We start from the raw sequence: 16,955 nt of genomic DNA, 5'->3' as shown, positions 1-16,955 counted from the left end.
GTAGTGGCAGAAGCGGCCCAAACCGGAATGAATGGCCCCGGGCGTGTGAAGGCCGCAGGGAACCCACGCGGGAGAAGAGCTCGTGAGCGTCGATCCACCGTCGTCCGGCCGTCCCACAGGACCTCCCTCGGGCCCGCTGTCGGGTCCCTCCCAGCCGCCCCCGGGCGGGGGCGGGCCGCCCGAGGAGCCGCCGAGCGGAGGCGGCAAGGAGCCGGAGCCCCGCCGCCCGTGGTGGGGGTCCGTGCCCCGGGTCGCGATCGTCGCCACCGCCGTGGTGGCCGCGGTGGTCCTGGCCGTGGTGCTCTCCCGGCCCGACAACGGCGGCACCGGCGCGTCCGACGGCGGCACGAGCACCGCCACCGGCGAGGTGTTCCTCCAGCCCGCGGCCGACACCGGCCCGGACGAGTTCACCGAGTCGACGGCCCAGGAGGACAGCTCCGCCTCCCCGGTCACACCCTCGGGGGCAACCGAGTCGGCCCCGCAGAACGCCGTGCGGGGTGTGAACGGCAACGCGCCCGGCCTGTACGGCGGCACCCGCAACGTCGCCAGCTGCGACGTGGAGAAGCAGATCGCGTACTTCCAGGACGCCCCGGACAAGGAACGCTCGTTCGCCTCGGTCGTCCGGATCCAGCCGTCCGAGGTTCCCGCCTACCTGCGTTCGCTCACGCCCGTGCAACTGCGCATGGACACCCGCGTGACCAACCACGGCTACAAGAACGGCGCCCCCACCAGTTACCAGGCCGTCATGCAGGCCGGCACGGCCGTCCTCGTCGACGACCGCGGCGTGCCCCGCGTGCGGTGTGCGTGCGGCAACCCGCTCTCCCCGCCGGTCGCCACGCCGAGCGCACCGAGGACGACCGGCGCCGCGTGGCCGGGCTACAAGTCCTCGAACGTCGTGACGGTGACGCCCGCGCGGCAGCCAGTCGACGTCTTCGTGATGTGCGAACCCGACGGTGAGTGGTTCAAGCGCGAGGCGGGCGACACGGGCAAGAAGGACCACAAGACCCACAAGCCCGACCAGCCGTCCCCGTCGGCGAGCGTCACCACACCCACGGCGCCGACGGACTCGACGTCGTCCGAACCGCCCACCAGTGAGCCGCCGACGACCTCGGACACCTCGGGGCCGACGACGAACGAGCCGTCGTCCGACACCCCGCCCCCGCCCGACGGCAACACCGACGGCAACACCGGGGGCGACACCGGCGGCGGCACGACGGATCAGCCTCCGGCCTCCTGACCCGGCCGGCTCAGGCGGCCCGGACCACCAGGGCGTAGTCGCCGAGTCCGAGCAGCCGGTCGGCCGGAAGGTCGCCATGGGCGGTGACGACCGCGTCGACGCGACCCGTCCCCGGTTCGAAAGCGACGTCCTGGACCGTGCCGAGCATGTCGCCCGTCTCGGTGAGGATCCTGAGGCCGGGCAGCTCGTGGTGCGGCGGCACCTCGGCCGGCGCGGCGGTCGAGCGGACCAGTACCGCGTCCGGGCCGATGGCGTGCAGGGCGCCCCAGGCCAGCACGGTCTCCTTGCGGGAGTGCCGGCCTCGCACCCGGAGGTGCGTGACCACCCCGGACACGGCGTCGACCGTCAGCGACCGCAGGGTGCCGACCTCCTCCGCCTCGGCCAGCGTCAGCACCGGCAGGCCCCGTGCCTCGGAGAACAGCATCATGACGCCGACCCCTCATGCCCGGCCCGGAAGGCGCCGACCCGGGCGACGAAGGCCGACAGGTCGTCGGCGACGTAGCGGGTGGCGTCCGCCGGGATGACCAGGGCACGGCCCGAGACGGCGAGCGTGTCGCCGCGCGGCACGTACACCCGGTGCCGGCGGCGCCGCGAGCCCTGCACCAGTGCCTTGCCCGCGGCGATCCGGAACCCCACGACGCGCCCGCTCGTTCCGCCCTCGACGATCACGTCGAGCACCGTGCCCACCTCGGCGCCCTCGTCGGTCAGCACCTTCGCGTGCAGCACCCGGCCCTGCTGAGCCTCGCGGCGGGCCACGACCGCGGAGGTGTCCTGGAGGGCGAGGGCGTCGCGGACCATGACCGCGTACGGGCCCAGGGAGTGCACCGCCGACCACGGCAGGCTCTGTTTCAGCGGGCCGCTCAGCAGACCGCGCCCGCTCAGCGTGAAACCGGTGATCCGGCCGCCCGCGGCGTCGAAGACGGTGTCCTTGACCTGTGCGACCGCGTCGCCCCCCAGGGTGACCACGGGCAGGGTCGTCAGGCTGCGCGCAGCCAGCAGCTCGTTCATCGCAGACCCTTCCCGCCCGGCCGGCGCCGGACCGCGATGACGGTTCCCGACCTGCGGCCCGCCTGCACGGCGAGCGACACCGCCACGACGGCGGCGAGCGCCGCGATCACCACGATCAGCCATGTCCACCAGGCCACCGCGCACCTCCGGCGATCCGGACCGGCCGCCCTCGGCCGGTCCTGATTCTTTCCGGGTGCCCCGCGGACGGGGGACAATGCCCGGGGCCGCGACCGGGCCCGCATCCGTGAGGACTGTGAAGCCCGGCTCGGGGTACGAGCACTGGTGCAGAGCGTCCGGCCAGTCCGGCTTCCCAGAGAGAAAAGAATGATCGACCACCTGGACGGGGCAGTGATAACGACTGGTTTCGACGTGCCCGTGGAACCGCTGCGGCGGGCGGCACACTACACCGGCGAGCAGGGATGCATCGCCGAGGCGAGGTCCTTCGCCGCGCTCTTTCTCGACCAGCTGAGGACCGAGTGGTGTGCGCGCATCGACGAGCGGCTCGACGGCGCCGTGCTGCTGGTGGTGAGCGAGCTGATCACCAACGCCGACCGGCACAGCAACGGTCCGTACATCCTGGAGCTCGTCGGCACCGACACCGCGGTGACGGTGTCGGTCTACGACAGCAGCTCCGCACTGCCCCGGATCTTCCCCCGCAACCCCGAGCGCATCGGCCGGCACGGCCTGGAGATCGTCCACGCGCTCGCGGAGCAGGTCAGCGTGGAACGTGTGCCCGTCGGCAAGCGGGTTCGCGCCGTACTGCCGCTCTCCGGCGGAACCGGCGGATGAGTGGTCCGGGTGGGATGCCTCACCCGGACGAAGCGAGTCACTCCCGTGCCCGGCCCGGTCGGGGAACAGCGCGTCCCGGCATGGGGATCTGCGCGCGCCGGACGACGTGCACGGGTGCCGTCCCACTCCCGCATGGGGGACGGCACCCGCTCGTCGCCGACGGTGTCAGGCGCAGCCCAGCTCGCCCAGCATGCCCTCGCGCAGTCGTGTGATGATCCGCTTGATCAGGCGGGAGACGTGCATCTGCGAGCAGCCGAGCCGCTCCCCGATCTCCGCCTGGGTGGCCTCTTCCACGAACCGCATGTGGATGATCTGCCGGTCGCGCTCGCTCAGCTCCGCCATCAGCGGGGCGAGCGAGTGGAAGTCCTCGACGAGTCGCAGCCCGTCCTCCTCGACTCCGATGAAGTCGGCCAGGACGGCCTCGCCGCCCTCGGGGCCGTCGCCGGTCAGTGCGGCGTCCAGCGACGACGAGTTGTACCCGTTCGCCGCGATCTGCCCCTCCATGACCTCACGCTCGGAGATGTTCATCAGCGTGGCCAGTTCACCGACCGTCGGCTCGCGGTCCAGGCGGCTGGCGAGCTCCTCGCGGGCCTTGGCCAGCTCCACGCGCAGCTCCTGCAGCCGTCGGGGCACGTGCACCGCCCACGTCGTGTCCCGGAAGAACCGCTTGATCTCGCCGACGATGTACGGCAGCGCGAAGGAGGTGAACTCGACCTCGCGCGAGAGCTCGAACCGGTCGATGGCCTTGATCAGGCCGATCATGCCGGTCTGGACGATGTCCTCCATGTCGTCGCCCCGGCCCCGGAACCGTCCGGCCGCGAAGCGCACGAGCGACATGTTCATCTCGATCAGGGTGTTGCGCGCGTACTGGTACTCGTGCGTTCCCTCTTCGAGTTCCGTCAGGCGCTGGAAGAACTGGCGGGACAGCTGCCTCGCGTCCCGCGGGGCCACGGACCGCGGGTCCACGACGCCCGGCAGTGCTCCGTCACCCGCGCTGGCCTCGGCGTTCTCCTCGACGACCTGTGCCTTCGACCGGATCACGGCGGTCTCCATTACCTCTCCCACGAACGTCACGGCGGACATCTGCATAGGTACTCCCGAGTTGCGGGTACCCGCGACGAGGCGCACCATGCCCTTCGATTTTGCCATGGGCGAAATGACTGGAATGTCATGTTCCGGCTCATGGTCCGGGTCGGCTCCCGGCCCGGTGATTCCACCCAGGGCGGAACGCCGGGCCCTTCCCCCGGCGGCCGGGATTCCTAGGCTGGAGAAGTGAGCAACCAGCCGCCGAACGAAGCCCGAGTCATCCCGCTGCGCCCGCACGCCGCGCGTCCCGCCGGCGCACCGCCGCGCCAGGGGCCGCCGCTCCCCGCCGCGAAGGAACCGCTCTGGCGGGACCTGGTGGGCGACGTCCTCCGGCGTGAACGCCTCGCGCAGGAGCGCACGCTGAAGGACGTCGCCGACGAGGCGCGGATCTCCATGCCCTACCTCTCGGAGGTGGAGCGCGGCCGCAAGGAGGCCTCCTCGGAGGTCCTCGCGGCCGCCGCCCACGCCCTCGGGCTGAACCTCGGTGACCTGCTGACGCGGGCGCACGGCGAACTGATCCGCCTCACGTCGCGCCATGCGGCGGTCCATCGCCGCGGGGTGGCCACCCCGTCGCACGACGGCATGTGCCTGGCCGCCTGAGCCGTACCCGCCGCCGTACCGGCCTGCGCCTCAGACCTTCACGAGGCGCCGGCTGAGCACCTCGTCGGCCAGTCCGTACTCCACCGCCTCCCGCGCCGTGAACACCTTGTCGCGGTCCATGTCGGCCCTCAGGGTCGCCACATCGTGGTGGGTGTGCCGTGCCAGCACCTCCTCGACCTGCGAGCGGATGCGCACCATCTCCCTGGCCCGGAGCGCCAGATCGGAGACCGTGCCGCGCTGTCCCCCGCTGGCCGGCTGGCCCAGCAGCACCCGTGAGTGCTCCAGCACGAACCGCCGCCCGGGGTCCCCGCCGGCCAGCAGCACGGCCGCCGTGGAGGCCGCCTGCCCGACACAGAACGTGGAGACAGGTGCCTGCACGAACGTCATGGTGTCGTAGATGGCCATGAGTGAAGTGAACGAGCCGCCCGGGGAGTTGATGTAGACGGCGATCTCGCTCTCGGGAGACGAGGACTCCAGGTGGAGGAGCTGGGCGATGACGACGTTGGCGACGCCGTCGTCGATCTCCGTGCCCAGGAAGATGATCCGCTCGGACAGCAGCCGGCTGAACACGTCGTAGGACCGCTCGCCCTGCGGAGTGCGCTCGACGACGTTCGGAATCGCGTAGGAGCCCATCACTGCAGCCCCATCCTGCGCCGGGTGGCCGCGGGGCGGACGTCCGCGAGGGACTCCACGACCCGGTCCACCATGCCGTACTCCCTGGCCTCCTCGGCCGTGAACCAGCGGTCCCGGTCACCGTCCCGGGAGATGGTCTCCGGGCTCTGACCGGTGTGCTCGGCGGTGATCCGCTCGATGGTGCGCTTGGTGAACTCCAGGTTCTCCGCCTGGATCTCGATGTCGGCGGTGGTGCCGCCGATGCCCGCGGACGGCTGGTGCATCATGATCCGCGCGTTCGGCAGGGCGTAGCGCTTGCCCGGCGCCCCGACGCTCAGCAGGAACTGGCCCATGCTGGCCGCGAAACCCATGGCCAGCGTGGAGACGTCGTTCGGGATCAGCCGCATCGTGTCGTAGATGGCGAGGCCCGCGTGCACCCCGCCGCCCGGGCTGTTGATGTACAGGCTGATGTCGGTGTGGGCGTCCTCCGCGGACAGGATGAGCAGCTGGGCGCAGACCCGGTTGGCGGAGACCTCGTCGACCTGGGTGCCCAGCAGCACGATGCGCTGCGCGAGCAGCTGGGCGGCCAGGTGGTCGTCGAAACGGGTGGGAGGGGTGTCGCCCTCCTCCGCCCGCGGGGCGAGCGTCGTGAGTGGAGTCATCGGTTCTCCTCGCCGGGGCAACGCGTGCCGCCGACAGATCGGGGATGTGCCGTCGACTCCACTCTTGGCCTCGGACGATGCCCGCGAACGAATTCTCTGCCCTCGGCAGATCCGCTACCGGCGGAGCCCGGACGGCTCAGCTCCCGTCGCGCAACTGGCGGAAGAACGCCCGCACATCACCGACCAGGAGCTCCGGCTGCTCCAGAGCGGCGAAGTGCCCGCCGCGGTTGCACTCCGTCCAGCGGACGATGTTCTCCGTGCGCTCGGCCCTGCGCGCCGTCGATCTCGGTGACGTACCGCGGCCACACGGTGAGCCGGACCTCCGCGCCCCGCCAGTCGTGGTCGTGCCGCCCGTACCGCACCAGCTCGCGCAGATGGCCCGTGGGAACGCCGTAGGTCCAGCCCTCCCCCGGCAGCCAGTCGGGCCAGTCGGGCCAGTCGGGCCACCGGGTCCGGTCGAGCCGGTCCTGGAGGCCGTCGAGGTCGCTCTGCGGTGCGTCGATGCGAAAGGGACGGATGCCGCTGCCGAAGGGCGTGGACGTCATGAGCATGACGCTGGTTCCGAACGGTGTAACGGTCATCTGAATTGACGGCCGCCCGGCCGATGAGTTCCGGGGCGAGAACCGGTCGACAGTGGTGACAGCGTTCCACGCACCCGGGAGGACTCATGACCACCGACGGATTCACCACCTGCCTCTGGTTCGACGGTCAGGCCGAGGAGGCCGCCCACTTCTACGTCTCGGTCTTCAAGAACTCCAGCGTCGGCAAGATCGCCCGCTACCCCGAGGGCGCCCCGCAGCCCGCCGGGAGTGTGATGACCGTGGAGTTCACGGCCAACGGACACCGGTTCCTGGGGCTCAACGGCGGGCCCGAGTTCACGTTCAGCGAGGCGGTCTCCTTCATGATCTTCTGCGAGAACCAGGAGGAGATCGACTACTACTGGAGCAGGCTCACCGAGAACGGCGGCGAGCCGGGCCCCTGCGGCTGGCTCAAGGACCGGTTCGGCGTGTCCTGGCAGGTCGTCCCGGAGCGGCTCGACGCGATGATCACCGACCCGGATCCGGCGAAGGCCGCCCGCGTCACCCAGGCGTTCATGGCGATGAGCAAGTTCGACATCGCCGCCCTGGACCAGGCCTACGCCGGCGGGTGACGCGTCTTTCCCCGCGGGGGCGGAGCCGTCCCGCACACCGTACCGGCTCGGCCCCTACGCCGTCTCGGCGGCGATCTCCCCGATCACATACCGGGAGTTCGCCGCGACGGGCGGGTTCGTGTCCCAGTAGTAGGGCAGCGCGATGACCGCGATCGACAGGGCCCAGCCCCGGGCCCGTGCCCATTCGGCCTCGCCGGCGCCCACGGCTTCGCGGAACACCCCGCGGGCCGCGGCCGGCAGCAGGCACCAGGCTCCGATCAGGTCGACGGCCGGATCACCGACGCCCACCGTCCCGAAGTCGATCACGGCGCTGAGCCGCCCGCCCGTGATCAGCAGGTTCCCGGCCATCAGGTCGCCGTGGGCCCAGACCGGCGGCCCGGTGTGCTCCGGAGCGCTCAGGGCCGCTTCCCACGCCTTCGTCACCGCGACGGTGTCGACCCGCCCGGTGAGGTCCGAGAGCGCCTCACGCAGCAAGGGGTCCCGGGCCGCCAACGGCACTCCCCGGTAGCCCGGCGGACCTTCCGACGCGTCGATGCGACGCAGGGCGGTGACCCATCCCGCCAGGTCACCGGCGAGCAGCGCGGGCTCCTCGAGCCTGCCGGGCACCGGGTTGCGGCCGTCCAGCCAGCGGTACACCGACCAGGGCCAGGGGAAGCCTTCGCCGGGCGCGCCCCGCCCGAGCGGTTCGGGCGCGCCGACGGGCAGTGCCGGGCCCAGCCGGGGCAGCCAGTGCAGCTCGTGCGCGATGGCTTCCACGGCACGAGGGTGCCTCGGGAGCCGTACGACCTTGTCCGTGCCGAGGCGGAACATGGCGTTCTCCGTGCCGGAGGACTCCAGCCGCCGCAGCGGCAGCCCTGCCCACCGCGGGAACCGTCCGGCGATCAGCCGCTCGACGAGCGCCACGTCGATCTCCAGCTCGTCCTCATGCATCCGCACCGCACCCATGACGCCCATTCGAGCGGTCAACGCACCGCCTGTCGAACGGTTTTGGTGACCTCCCGGGCGATGCGCAGGATCCCGGGGGAGCGGACCGGGCAGGGCTTCGGCCTGGACGTCGTGGGGGCAAGGCAGAAGTGCAGATGGTCGTCGTCGCGGTGCAGCGCCGTGCGGTCGCGGCCCGGCTGGGTGCAGTAGTCCGGGTGGGCGTGCTCGTAGGCCGTGCAGGGCAGGTACTGCGTCCAGGTGTAGCGGCCCCCGGCGGGGCTCACGGCCTTCCCAGCGTCCGCCACCAGACCGCCCGAAGCGGCGGCGCGCTTCGCGTAGAGCGCGTTGACACGGCGCACCCGGTCGGGCGTGAGCGGATCCGGGCCCTGGGACACCCAGACGATCCTCGGCCGGTGGCCGCCCCCGGCCGCGGTGATCTGCTCGGTGAGCCGGCGCGCGTCTGCCTCGTAGCGGCTGAAGTACCGGGCCGGGGACTTGTCGTAGGTGATGCCGTCCATGCACGGCGTGTAGCCCCAGGAGTTCCCCCAGAACTGCAGGACCACGAAGTCCGGCCGCAGCCTGCGCACCAGCGCGGCGGCCTTGTCGGCGGCCGGAACCAGGGACCGCTCGGCCGTGCCCTCCAGGTAGTCGCACAGGGTGGTGCCCGAGTACGGGGCGCCGGTGTACTTCGCTTTCAGATCCCGGCGCAACTCCCCGCCCAGGACCGTCCGGCTCTCCATCGCCAGCGAGTCGCCGAGGTACAGCACCGTCGGCGCCCGCTCGGGCTGAGGGCCGGGGGAGACGGGGGCCCGCCGGTGGGTGGTTGCCGACGCGTGTGCCTCCGGAGCCGGTTCCTCCGGCGCGGAGGCGGGATCCCCGCACCCGCCGAGGAGCATCCCGGCCAGCAGTAACCCCACGACCCACGGCTTGCGCATACGGCAACTCCCGCCCCGGCCACCGAAAGGGCCCTCAGGCAAGCACAACCGGGGCGCCGGGGGGAAGACGTGCGTGCGTCACGTACGGGCCCGCTCGGCGCGCGGGTCCGCCCCCGGGTGACTAGCGTGAGGAAACGGACGCATCCACTCCTGGGGAGAGGGCCGTAGCCATGGCCGTGCAACCTGAAGGGGCCCCGTGCTGGGCCGACGCGATGTTCGGCGACCTCGAAGGGGCCAAGAGCTTCTACGGCGAGGTCCTCGGCTGGACCTTCGCCGAGGCGTCGGCGGAGTTCGGCAACTACACGCAGGCCTCCGTGAACGGCAAGGCGGTGGCCGCGGTCGTTCCGCCCATGCCGGGCCAGGAGGGTCTGTCGCAGTGGTGCCTCTACTTCGCGTCCCAGGACGCGGCCGCCACCGCCGCCCGGATCCGCGACCACGGCGGCGAGGTGCTGATGGAACCCATGCAGGTCGGCGACTTCGGCACCATGTGCCTGGCCCGCGATCCCGGCGGCGTCGTCTTCGGCATCTGGCAGGCGGGCACCCACGAGGGCTTCGAGGCGATGGCCGAACCGGGCGCCTACGCCTGGGCGGAGGTCTTCACCCGCGAGCCGGAGAAGTCCGACGCGTTCTTCCCGGCCGTCTTCTCCTACCGGCAGCGGGACATGGAGGACGGCGAGATGGACTTCCGGATCTACGACCTGGGCGAGCGCAGCGTGCTGGGCCGGATGAAGATGAACGAGGACTTCCCGCCCGAGGTGCAGCCGTACATCAACGTCTACTTCACGGTCGAGGACTGCGACGCGGCCGTCGCCAGGGCCACCGGGCTGGGCGGCGTGCTGCGGTTCGGGCCGATGGACACCCCGTTCGGCCGGTTCGCCGCGATCAGCGACCCGCAGGGCGCGAACTTCTCGGTGATCGACGTCACGAAGACCGAGGGAGAGATGCCGAAGCTGACCGACGTGGCCTAGTGCCCAGGCACCAGGCCCCCGGCCTCCAGGCCCCCCGGCCTCCAGGGCCTCCCAGCCTCCCGGACCGCCCGGGCCTCCAGGATCTCCCCGGGCCTCCCGGGTCGGTCGGGGTGCCCCTCGTGGCCATGGCATGATCGAGCGCATGCCTGAACGTGTTGTGGCCGCGTGTGACGGGGCTTCGAAGGGAAATCCCGGGCCCGCGGGCTGGGCCTGGGTCGTCGCCGACGCTTCCGAGACGCCGGAGCGGTGGGAGGCGGGGCCGCTCGGCAGGGCCACCAACAACGTCGCCGAACTCACCGCGCTGGAGCGCCTGCTGGCGGCGACCGACCCGGACGTGCCGCTCGAGATCCGGATGGACTCGCAGTACGCGATGAAGGCCGTCACGACCTGGCTGCCGGGCTGGAAGCGCAACGGCTGGAAGACCTCGGCCGGCAAGCCGGTCGCCAACCAGGACCTCGTCGTGCGCATCGACGAACTCCTGGGCGGCCGCACGGTGGAGTTCCGCTACGTCCCCGCCCACCAGGTGGACGGCGACCGGCTCAACGACTTCGCCGACCGCGCCGCCAGCCAGGCCGCGACCGTCCAGGAGCCCGCCGGCAGCGGCCTCGGCTCTCCCGAGCCGCCGCCTTCCCCCGATACCCCGGCCAAGGCCCCGCGCTCCCGCCCACGCACCGCCAGGGCCGCGGGGACCGCGGGGAGCAAGGGCTCCGCGCGCACGATCAAGGCGAAGTTCCCCGGCCGCTGCCAGTGCGGCCGTCCCTACGCGGCCGGCGAGCCCATCGCCAAGAACGACAGCGGCTGGGGCCACCCGGAGTGCCGCACGGGCGCGAGCGTCTGATCAGACGTCGAACGTGTAGAACCGCGTGTGGTCCAGCAGGTCCGCGGGGCTCATGTCGTGCCACGGCCGCATCGTCTCGTTCAGGTCGATCACGTTCGGCGTCCCGGCCGTGGGCAGATAGGCCGAGCCGGGGTGGCGGCGCTGCCACTCGGCCCAGAGCTTGTCTATGTACGCGTGATGCAGCCAGAACACCGGGTCGTTGGGGGAGACCCCGGTGGCCATCTGCCCGCCGACCCAGACGTGGACACGGTTGTGCAGATTGACGCCCCGCCATCCCTCGAGGTGATTGCGGAAGCCGTCCGAGCCGCTGTTCCAGGGCGCCATGTCGTACGTGGGCATCGCCAGCACCGACTCGACCTCGGCCCGCGTCGGCAGCTCGCGCACCCCCGCCCCGAGGGCGCGCCGCAGGAACGTACGGCCGTCGACCCGCACGCTGACCGGCCACTTCCCGCCGGCCGCGGAGAACGGCCCGTCCGTCACCCGGCCGTCCCGCTCCCGCCCGGTGCCCCCGAGGAAGTCGGGCGCCCACAGCGAGGCCCGCGGGGTGCGGTCGACCGTCCAGTCCCAGTAGGGCAGCGTCACCGACGCGTCCACCGACTGCAGCGCCCGCTCGAACTCCAGGAGGAATCTCCGGTGCCAGGGCAGGAAGGACGGTGAGCGGTGCCCGGTCCGCTCGCCGTTGTCGGTGTCGGAGACGATGAACGCGTTGTGCGTCGTGACGAACTCGTCGTAGCGGCCGCTGCGCTTCAGCTCCAGCAGCGCGGCGACGAAACGCCGCTTCTCGTCGGCGGTCAGGGTGGACTGGTTCTTGCGGACAGCCATGTGCGGGTGCTCCAGATGCCTTGCGGGTCGGGTCAGTTGGCGGGGAACGGCAGAAGTGGCGCGCCCTGCAGCTCGTCCACCGCGGCGCGGGCCGCGGCGCGAGGGGTGGCCACCGGGTCGTAGTGGCTGACCACGCTGATCCAGCTGCCGTCGGCGTTACGCATCACGTGCAGCTCCACCCCGTCGACGAACACCGCGTAGCCGGCGCCGTGGTGGCCGTGGTGACCGGACCCGTCGGCCGGCCGGCCCTGTATCCGGCGCCCCTTGTAGACCTCGTCGAAGGCCCCGGGCGAGTCGTGGTGCCCGGCGGCCGACGCCGGCGTGATGGCTGACAACGTCCCCGCGCCCGTGGCGAGGACGGCCGCGGCGGTGAGCGCGCTGCGACGGCTGAGTTCCGGCATACGGACCTCCTGGATGGCTTTCGGCTGATGACCCCGCATACCTATCGGCCTGGCCGTCAACGGGAGAAATCCAGGCGAGCCGGTTGGCTGCGATCCGGGCAATTCCCCTTATGTCATGCAAGATTGAACGAAGGTGATCTTGCTGCGGCGGCCCTGCGGGTGAGTCCGGAACGGGAAATTCCGCCCCGGTCGGGGGGTTGTGGCGGATGTTTCTGCCCGTGCGTTGCGTTGCCCGTGGTGCGCGTCACGCCGTGAAACTGGCGTGATCCGGCGGTCGGTTCGGCCGGGTCCGGCACTGCTACTCTGCGTCCTCAATCGACAGCTCTCAGTCACCATGTGGGGTGTGTGTGAAGGTCGCCTGTGTCGGCGGCGGGCCCGCCGGTCTGTATCTCTCGATCCTGCTCAAGCTGCAGGATCCGTCCCACGACGTCACCGTCTACGAACGCGACCCGGAGGGGCGCACCTACGGCTGGGGCGTGACGTACTGGCGGGGACTGCTCGACCGGCTCCACGAGCAGGACCCCGAGTCGGCACGTGCCCTCGACGCCGACTCCGTCCGGTGGAGCGACGGCGTCGCCCACGTGCGGGACCTCACGACCCGGCACAGCGGCGACCAGGGGCACGGCATCGGCCGCCACCGGCTGCTGGAGATCCTCGCGGCCCGGGCCCGCGAGATCGGCGTACGCCTGGAGTACGAGCGCGAGATCGCCGCCGGCGACCTGCCCCACGACGCCGACCTGGTCGTGGCGGCCGACGGCGTCCGCAGCGCCCTGCGCACCCGTCACGGTGCGCACTTCGGGTCGCAGCTCACCCCCGGGCGCAATCGCTACGTCTGGCTCGGCACCGCCAAGGTCTTCGACGCCTTCACCTTCGCCTTCGTCGAGACCGCCCACGGCTGGATCTGGTGCTACGGGTACGGCTACGGCCCCGACCGCAGCACCTGCGTCGTCGAATGCACACCCGAGACCTGGACCGGGCTCGGCCTCGACCGCGCGAGCGACGCCGACGGGCGTGCTCTGCTGGAGAAGCTCTTCGCCGACGTCCTCGACGGCCACGCCCTGATGGGCCGACCCGGCGGTACCCCGTGGCAGATGTTCCGCACCCTTACGAACGACACCTGGCACCACGGCAACCTCGTCCTGCTCGGAGACGCGGCCCACACCACGCACTATTCCATCGGCGCCGGCACCACCCTCGCCCTGGAGGACGCGATCGCCCTGGCGACGGCGCTGCGTGAACAGCCGGACCTCCCGCGGGCCCTCGCCCACTACGAGCGGGAACGCAAGGCGGCCCTCCTGCCCGTCCAGAGCGCGGCCCGCTACAGCGCCCAGTGGTACGAGAACCTGCCGCGCTACATGCATCTGCCCCCGGAGCGCATGTTCGCCCTGCTCGGTCAGCGGCACTCACCGCTGCTGCCCTACGTCCCGCCCCAGCTGTACTACCGGCTCGACCGGGCGGCCGGACAGCTGGAGCCCCTGCGCCGCTTCAAACGCTGGCTGGGCCCGAAGGTCGCGCGGACGGTGCACGCACGGGCGATGACCTCCCGCGAATAGCGCCGCAGGCGTATCTCACGCCGTAGGGCTGACACGTTCCAGGGGGGGCCGGCACGCCCTTGGGGTGTCCGCGTCAGCCGAACAGCCGGTCCAGGAAGGCGTTGGCGTAGACGCGGTGCGGATCGAGGCGGTCCAGGACCGCGTCCGCCTCCGCCCACTCGGCCCGGCCGACCGCCGCGGGAACGGTCTCGCCCAGCACCTCCGCGTCGCTCCACACCCCCTCGTCCGTGTAGGCCCACCCCTTCGACCACTCCACGCGGGTCAGTGCGGAACCGCCGCCGAACGTGCGCAGCAGGAACCGCTCGATCTCGCGCAGGAACGCCTCCGCGTCCGGTGTGCCCGGCAGCGTCAGGACGTCCAGCCACACGGCCGTGTCCCACTCGGGGCGGTCCTCGCGCGGCCGGAGCGCCGACAGCAGCGGCGGGCGCGCCCCGGGCACGCCCACGTCGCCCGGGTCGTCCAGGCCGGTCACCCGGATCTCCACCGAGCCGTTGACGGGGAAGCTGCCCCGGGCGGCGTACGCCGTCAGCCGCTCGCGGTAGAAGGCGGCGAACTCGGAGACGACCCGCTGCACCCCGTCCCGCGAGGTGAGGACGGCGTAGCCGTTGGCGTGCACCCGCAGCGTGGTCGGCTTCAGGTACAGCAGCGTGTTCTTGGACGGCCCCCACAGGTCTGCGGAGAGGGTCGCCACCAGTCCGAGCGCCGCGGCCTCGTACTGGGCGGCGCCGAGCACCGGCGCCAGGTGCCAGGCGGCGTCCGACGTCATGCGGCCGACCAGCTCCGCCACCGGCGCCGGGACGTTGTCGGAGAACGGGTAGTTGTACGGCCGCGTCACCTTCCGCGAGACCGGCGGCCGGGTGGGGGCGAGGCTCCACACCTTCAGCCAGGGGTGCTCCGTGAAGGCGAACCAGATCGCCTCGACCCGCCCGGACTCGTCCAGGAAGCTCGCGAGGGTCCGTCCCCCGTCCTGGCCGGGCGAGGCGAAGAGTTCTCCGGCCGGGATGTCCGTCCGGCTCACGCACCGCAGATCGGTGTTCGCGCCCACCCGCAGCACCACCTCGGTCACCAGGGACCGCCCCAGGTGGGTCAGCAGGGCGGCGCAGTCCGCCTCGCCGCGATCGAAGGTGCGCAGCACGTACTTCCCGGCACGGGAGTCCCACACGACCGCCGTCAGCGACAGGACCAGATTGCTGAGCGAGCCGTAGGTGTGCCCGGGCCGCCGGTGCTCACCCCGCGCGGGTACGGCCGTGCCGTGTGCGTCGACGGCGAGGGCGCCGCCCAGCGTCAGCACGCCGGGCGCGGGTGCCGCCGTGACGCCGAGGCCTTGCTCCTCCAGGAAGGTCAGCAGGGCCTCCATGGTCACGCCGGTTCCGGCGCGCACGGCGGTGGGGGAGTCCAGGGTCAGACCGGTGAGGTGGGGGGCGGTGTCGACGAGGAGGACCGGTGTACCGGACGGCGTCCCGTCCGTGACCGTCAGGGGCGACCAGCCGTGCGCGGCGCCCCGGGCGCGCACCCGCCACCCGTGCCGCCACGCCCAGTTGACGACGGCGACCAACCGGTCCGGGCTGTCCGGAGCACAGGCCCACAGACCGTCCGCCGTGATCTCGCCGACCCAGTTCCGGTACGCCGAGCGGTACAGCGCGACGTCCGCCGGGAAGTCCGGCAGCTCCGCCGCGGCCGCGGCCGGATCCGCCGGCAGACCGGGCAGGGCGGCGAGTGCGGCTGCGGTGAGGAGGAAGCCCCGGCGCGTCCATGGCGAGGCGTTCGACGGGTCGTTGTTCGCGGAACCGGTGATCACGGGAGGTCACGCTAAGGGCCGGTTGACACGTGTCGTGTCCCTGTCGCATCTGATTCACTCGTGTGGGTGAATGGTGCGGGGGTCGGTGGGCCGGAGCGACACGTTCCGCGCCGTGCCGTGACAGGTGACACACTGACGCCCATGGACGAGCGCACATTCGACAGGTCGGGTCAGCACGCCTCCGTCATCGGTCTGGGCACCTGGCAGCTGGGTGCCGACTGGGGAGACGTCGACGACAAGGAAGCCCTCACGGTGCTGGAGGCCGCGGCGGAGGCCGGGGTCACCTTCTTCGACACCGCCGACGTGTACGGCGACGGCCGCAGCGAGCAGACCATCGCCGCGTTCCTCAGCGGCCGCCCGGACCTGCACGTCATGGTGGCCACGAAGATGGGCCGCCGGGTCGACCAGATTCCCGAGAACTACGTGCTCGCCAACTTCCGCGACTGGAACGACCGTTCCCGGCGCAACCTCGGCGTCGACCGGATCGACCTGGTCCAGCTGCACTGCCCGCCGACACCCGTCTACTCCACGGACGAGGTGTTCGACGCCCTCGACACCCTGGTCGAGGAGGAGCGCGTCGCCGCCTACGGCGTCAGCGTCGAGACCTGCGAGGAGGCCCTGACCGCGATCGCCCGGCCCAACGTGGCGAGCGTGCAGATCATCCTCAACCCGTTCCGCATGAAGCCCCTGCGCGAGGTGCTGCCGGCCGCCCGTGAGGCGGGCGTCGGCATCATCGCCCGGGTGCCGCTCGCCTCCGGCCTGCTTACGGGCAAGTACACCCGGGACACCGTCTTCCCGGAGAACGACCACCGCACCTACAACCGGCACGGCGAAGCCTTCGACCAGGGCGAGACCTTCTCCGGCGTCGACTACGCCACGGGCGTCGAGGCGGCCGCCGAGTTCGCGGCACTCGCCCCCGAGGGGTACACCCCGGCCCAGCTGGCGCTGCGCTGGATCGTCGAGCAGCCCGGCGTCACGACCGTGATCCCCGGTGCGCGCTCACCCGAGCAGGCACGGGCGAACGCGGCCGCCGCCCGCCTCCCGGAGCTGCCCGGCGAGACGACGGCGGCGATCCGCGACCTGTACGACCGGCGCATCCGGGAGCAGGTCGAATCGCGCTGGTGAGAGCGGCTCTCACGGCTCCAGGAGCAGCTGCCTCTCCTGCTCCTGGTCGCCGGAGGCGGCACCGTCGTCGCGTGCCGAGAACGCCCGGGTGAGGGTGTCGCTCGCCCGCCGCACGGCCTCCGGGCTGCCCTGCACGGTGACGGTCACCGGCGCGGACAGCCGCCCCGGACCCGTGGCCCCGCCACCGGTGGACGCCGCGTCGCCGTCCCCGTCGAAGGTCGCCGTGTGCACCGTCGCGTTCGAGTCGGCGGGACGTTCGTCCGGCGCCCCGAACGTGTCCTCCAGGGCCCGGACGACCGTTCGTGCGTCGTCGGTGCCTCCGCCGCTGAGCGTCACGGTGAGCTGCGTACCGGACATGCGTCCACGACCTCCTCGGTGCTCTGTGTCTTTCGCGCCGTCCGTGTAACCGTCCCCTGATCGCTCAAACCGCCGCCCGCCCCGGGACGA

20 protein-coding genes and 2 pseudogenes are annotated in these 16,955 nt (G+C 72.0%); 8 read left to right on the top strand and 14 right to left on the bottom strand.

Annotated features, from left to right (window positions below):
- Positions 1 to 241 precede the first annotated feature (241 nt).
- Positions 242 to 1,237 carry a DUF6777 domain-containing protein gene (locus ACIQU3_RS03705; RefSeq protein ID WP_403923258.1) on the top strand — a complete coding sequence of 332 codons (996 nt, stop codon included), beginning with the start codon at positions 242 to 244 and terminating at the stop codon, positions 1,235 to 1,237.
- A 10-nt stretch (positions 1,238 to 1,247) separates the two neighbouring features.
- Here the strand turns inward: ACIQU3_RS03705 and ACIQU3_RS03700 are convergent, their stop codons facing one another.
- The 3 genes from ACIQU3_RS03700 to ACIQU3_RS03690 are packed head-to-tail and all read right to left on the bottom strand — an operon-like array spanning position 1,248 to position 2,382.
- Positions 1,248 to 1,664 (bottom strand): PRC-barrel domain-containing protein, encoded by a 417-nt coding sequence (locus ACIQU3_RS03700; RefSeq protein ID WP_403923256.1) that lies wholly within the window; start codon positions 1,662 to 1,664, stop codon positions 1,248 to 1,250.
- Entirely contained in the window at positions 1,661 to 2,245 is a 585-nt protein-coding gene (locus ACIQU3_RS03695) for a PRC-barrel domain-containing protein (protein ID WP_403728089.1), read from the bottom strand. The genes ACIQU3_RS03700 and ACIQU3_RS03695 overlap by 4 nt, the downstream gene beginning before the upstream one ends.
- Entirely contained in the window at positions 2,242 to 2,382 is a 141-nt protein-coding gene (locus ACIQU3_RS03690; protein ID WP_403728091.1) for a hypothetical protein, read from the bottom strand. Before ACIQU3_RS03690 ends, ACIQU3_RS03695 begins: the two co-directional genes overlap by 4 nt.
- 187 nt (positions 2,383 to 2,569) lie before the next feature.
- Between ACIQU3_RS03690 and ACIQU3_RS03685 the strand changes: the two genes are divergently transcribed.
- Positions 2,570 to 3,034 (top strand): ATP-binding protein, encoded by a 465-nt coding sequence (locus ACIQU3_RS03685; protein WP_403728093.1) that lies wholly within the window; start codon positions 2,570 to 2,572, stop codon positions 3,032 to 3,034.
- A gap of 165 nt (positions 3,035 to 3,199) precedes the next feature.
- Here the strand turns inward: ACIQU3_RS03685 and ACIQU3_RS03680 are convergent, their stop codons facing one another.
- Positions 3,200 to 4,087 carry an RNA polymerase sigma factor SigF gene (locus ACIQU3_RS03680; protein ID WP_403728287.1) on the bottom strand — a complete coding sequence of 296 codons (888 nt, stop codon included), beginning with the start codon at positions 4,085 to 4,087 and terminating at the stop codon, positions 3,200 to 3,202.
- 219 nt (positions 4,088 to 4,306) lie between these two features.
- On the opposite strand from ACIQU3_RS03680, the gene ACIQU3_RS03675 reads away from it, so the two are divergent.
- A complete protein-coding gene (locus tag ACIQU3_RS03675; RefSeq protein ID WP_403728095.1) occupies positions 4,307 to 4,720 on the top strand; it encodes a helix-turn-helix domain-containing protein in 414 nt (137 codons plus the stop codon).
- A 30-nt stretch (positions 4,721 to 4,750) separates the two neighbouring features.
- Here ACIQU3_RS03675 and ACIQU3_RS03670 read toward each other — a convergent pair whose 3' ends face one another.
- The 4 genes and pseudogenes from ACIQU3_RS03670 to ACIQU3_RS03655 all read right to left on the bottom strand — a co-directional run.
- Positions 4,751 to 5,353, bottom strand: coding sequence for a ClpP family protease (locus tag ACIQU3_RS03670; protein WP_403728097.1), 603 nt, complete (start codon positions 5,351 to 5,353; stop codon positions 4,751 to 4,753).
- Positions 5,353 to 5,994 carry an ATP-dependent Clp protease proteolytic subunit gene (locus ACIQU3_RS03665; RefSeq protein WP_403728100.1) on the bottom strand — a complete coding sequence of 214 codons (642 nt, stop codon included), beginning with the start codon at positions 5,992 to 5,994 and terminating at the stop codon, positions 5,353 to 5,355. The genes ACIQU3_RS03670 and ACIQU3_RS03665 overlap by 1 nt, the downstream gene beginning before the upstream one ends.
- Positions 5,995 to 6,130: 136 nt before the next feature.
- Positions 6,131 to 6,265 (bottom strand): annotated as a pseudogene (locus tag ACIQU3_RS03660) (epoxide hydrolase); the annotation flags it as partial.
- Between the two features lie 61 nt (positions 6,266 to 6,326).
- Positions 6,327 to 6,539, bottom strand: a pseudogene (locus ACIQU3_RS03655) (epoxide hydrolase N-terminal domain-containing protein); the annotation flags it as partial.
- Between the two features lie 122 nt (positions 6,540 to 6,661).
- On the opposite strand from ACIQU3_RS03655, the gene ACIQU3_RS03650 reads away from it, so the two are divergent.
- Positions 6,662 to 7,144 carry a VOC family protein gene (locus ACIQU3_RS03650; protein ID WP_403728102.1) on the top strand — a complete coding sequence of 161 codons (483 nt, stop codon included), beginning with the start codon at positions 6,662 to 6,664 and terminating at the stop codon, positions 7,142 to 7,144.
- 54 nt (positions 7,145 to 7,198) lie between these two features.
- Here ACIQU3_RS03650 and ACIQU3_RS03645 read toward each other — a convergent pair whose 3' ends face one another.
- Together ACIQU3_RS03645 and ACIQU3_RS03640 are read right to left on the bottom strand one after the other, a co-directional pair.
- The gene (locus ACIQU3_RS03645; protein ID WP_403923552.1) at positions 7,199 to 8,089 is read right to left on the bottom strand and encodes an aminoglycoside phosphotransferase family protein; all 891 of its coding nucleotides are present in this window, start codon (positions 8,087 to 8,089) and stop codon (positions 7,199 to 7,201) included.
- 17 nt (positions 8,090 to 8,106) lie between these two features.
- Complete coding sequence (locus ACIQU3_RS03640) at positions 8,107 to 9,003, bottom strand: SGNH/GDSL hydrolase family protein (RefSeq protein WP_403728107.1); 897 nt, start codon at positions 9,001 to 9,003, stop codon at positions 8,107 to 8,109.
- A 170-nt stretch (positions 9,004 to 9,173) separates the two neighbouring features.
- On the opposite strand from ACIQU3_RS03640, the gene ACIQU3_RS03635 reads away from it, so the two are divergent.
- Together ACIQU3_RS03635 and ACIQU3_RS03630 are read left to right on the top strand one after the other, a co-directional pair.
- Entirely contained in the window at positions 9,174 to 9,971 is a 798-nt protein-coding gene (locus ACIQU3_RS03635; protein WP_403728109.1) for a VOC family protein, read from the top strand.
- A gap of 130 nt (positions 9,972 to 10,101) precedes the next feature.
- Positions 10,102 to 10,809: a ribonuclease H gene (locus ACIQU3_RS03630; protein WP_403923254.1), complete on the top strand. Its 708-nt coding sequence runs from the start codon at positions 10,102 to 10,104 to the stop codon at positions 10,807 to 10,809.
- On the opposite strand, the gene ACIQU3_RS03625 is transcribed toward ACIQU3_RS03630, so the two are convergent.
- A complete protein-coding gene (locus tag ACIQU3_RS03625; protein WP_403728113.1) occupies positions 10,810 to 11,631 on the bottom strand; it encodes a tyrosinase family protein in 822 nt (273 codons plus the stop codon).
- 32 nt (positions 11,632 to 11,663) lie between these two features.
- Entirely contained in the window at positions 11,664 to 12,032 is a 369-nt protein-coding gene (locus ACIQU3_RS03620; protein WP_403728115.1) for a tyrosinase cofactor, read from the bottom strand.
- A 341-nt stretch (positions 12,033 to 12,373) separates the two neighbouring features.
- Between ACIQU3_RS03620 and ACIQU3_RS03615 the strand changes: the two genes are divergently transcribed.
- The gene (locus ACIQU3_RS03615) at positions 12,374 to 13,585 is read left to right on the top strand and encodes an FAD-dependent monooxygenase (RefSeq protein ID WP_403923252.1); all 1,212 of its coding nucleotides are present in this window, start codon (positions 12,374 to 12,376) and stop codon (positions 13,583 to 13,585) included.
- A 73-nt stretch (positions 13,586 to 13,658) separates the two neighbouring features.
- On the opposite strand, the gene ACIQU3_RS03610 is transcribed toward ACIQU3_RS03615, so the two are convergent.
- Positions 13,659 to 15,383: a cholesterol oxidase substrate-binding domain-containing protein gene (locus ACIQU3_RS03610; RefSeq protein ID WP_403728119.1), complete on the bottom strand. Its 1,725-nt coding sequence runs from the start codon at positions 15,381 to 15,383 to the stop codon at positions 13,659 to 13,661.
- 141 nt (positions 15,384 to 15,524) lie between these two features.
- On the opposite strand from ACIQU3_RS03610, the gene ACIQU3_RS03605 reads away from it, so the two are divergent.
- Positions 15,525 to 16,508 carry an aldo/keto reductase gene (locus tag ACIQU3_RS03605; RefSeq protein ID WP_403728121.1) on the top strand — a complete coding sequence of 328 codons (984 nt, stop codon included), beginning with the start codon at positions 15,525 to 15,527 and terminating at the stop codon, positions 16,506 to 16,508.
- 9 nt (positions 16,509 to 16,517) lie between these two features.
- Here ACIQU3_RS03605 and ACIQU3_RS03600 read toward each other — a convergent pair whose 3' ends face one another.
- Complete coding sequence (locus ACIQU3_RS03600) at positions 16,518 to 16,865, bottom strand: hypothetical protein (RefSeq protein ID WP_403728123.1); 348 nt, start codon at positions 16,863 to 16,865, stop codon at positions 16,518 to 16,520.
- Between the last annotated feature and the right edge of the window lie 90 nt (positions 16,866 to 16,955).

Source organism: Streptomyces sp. NPDC101110, assembly GCF_044759525.1.
In the GTDB taxonomy this organism is placed as follows: domain Bacteria; phylum Actinomycetota; class Actinomycetes; order Streptomycetales; family Streptomycetaceae; genus Streptomyces.
This window is presented reverse-complemented; position numbering and strand designations above follow the sequence as displayed.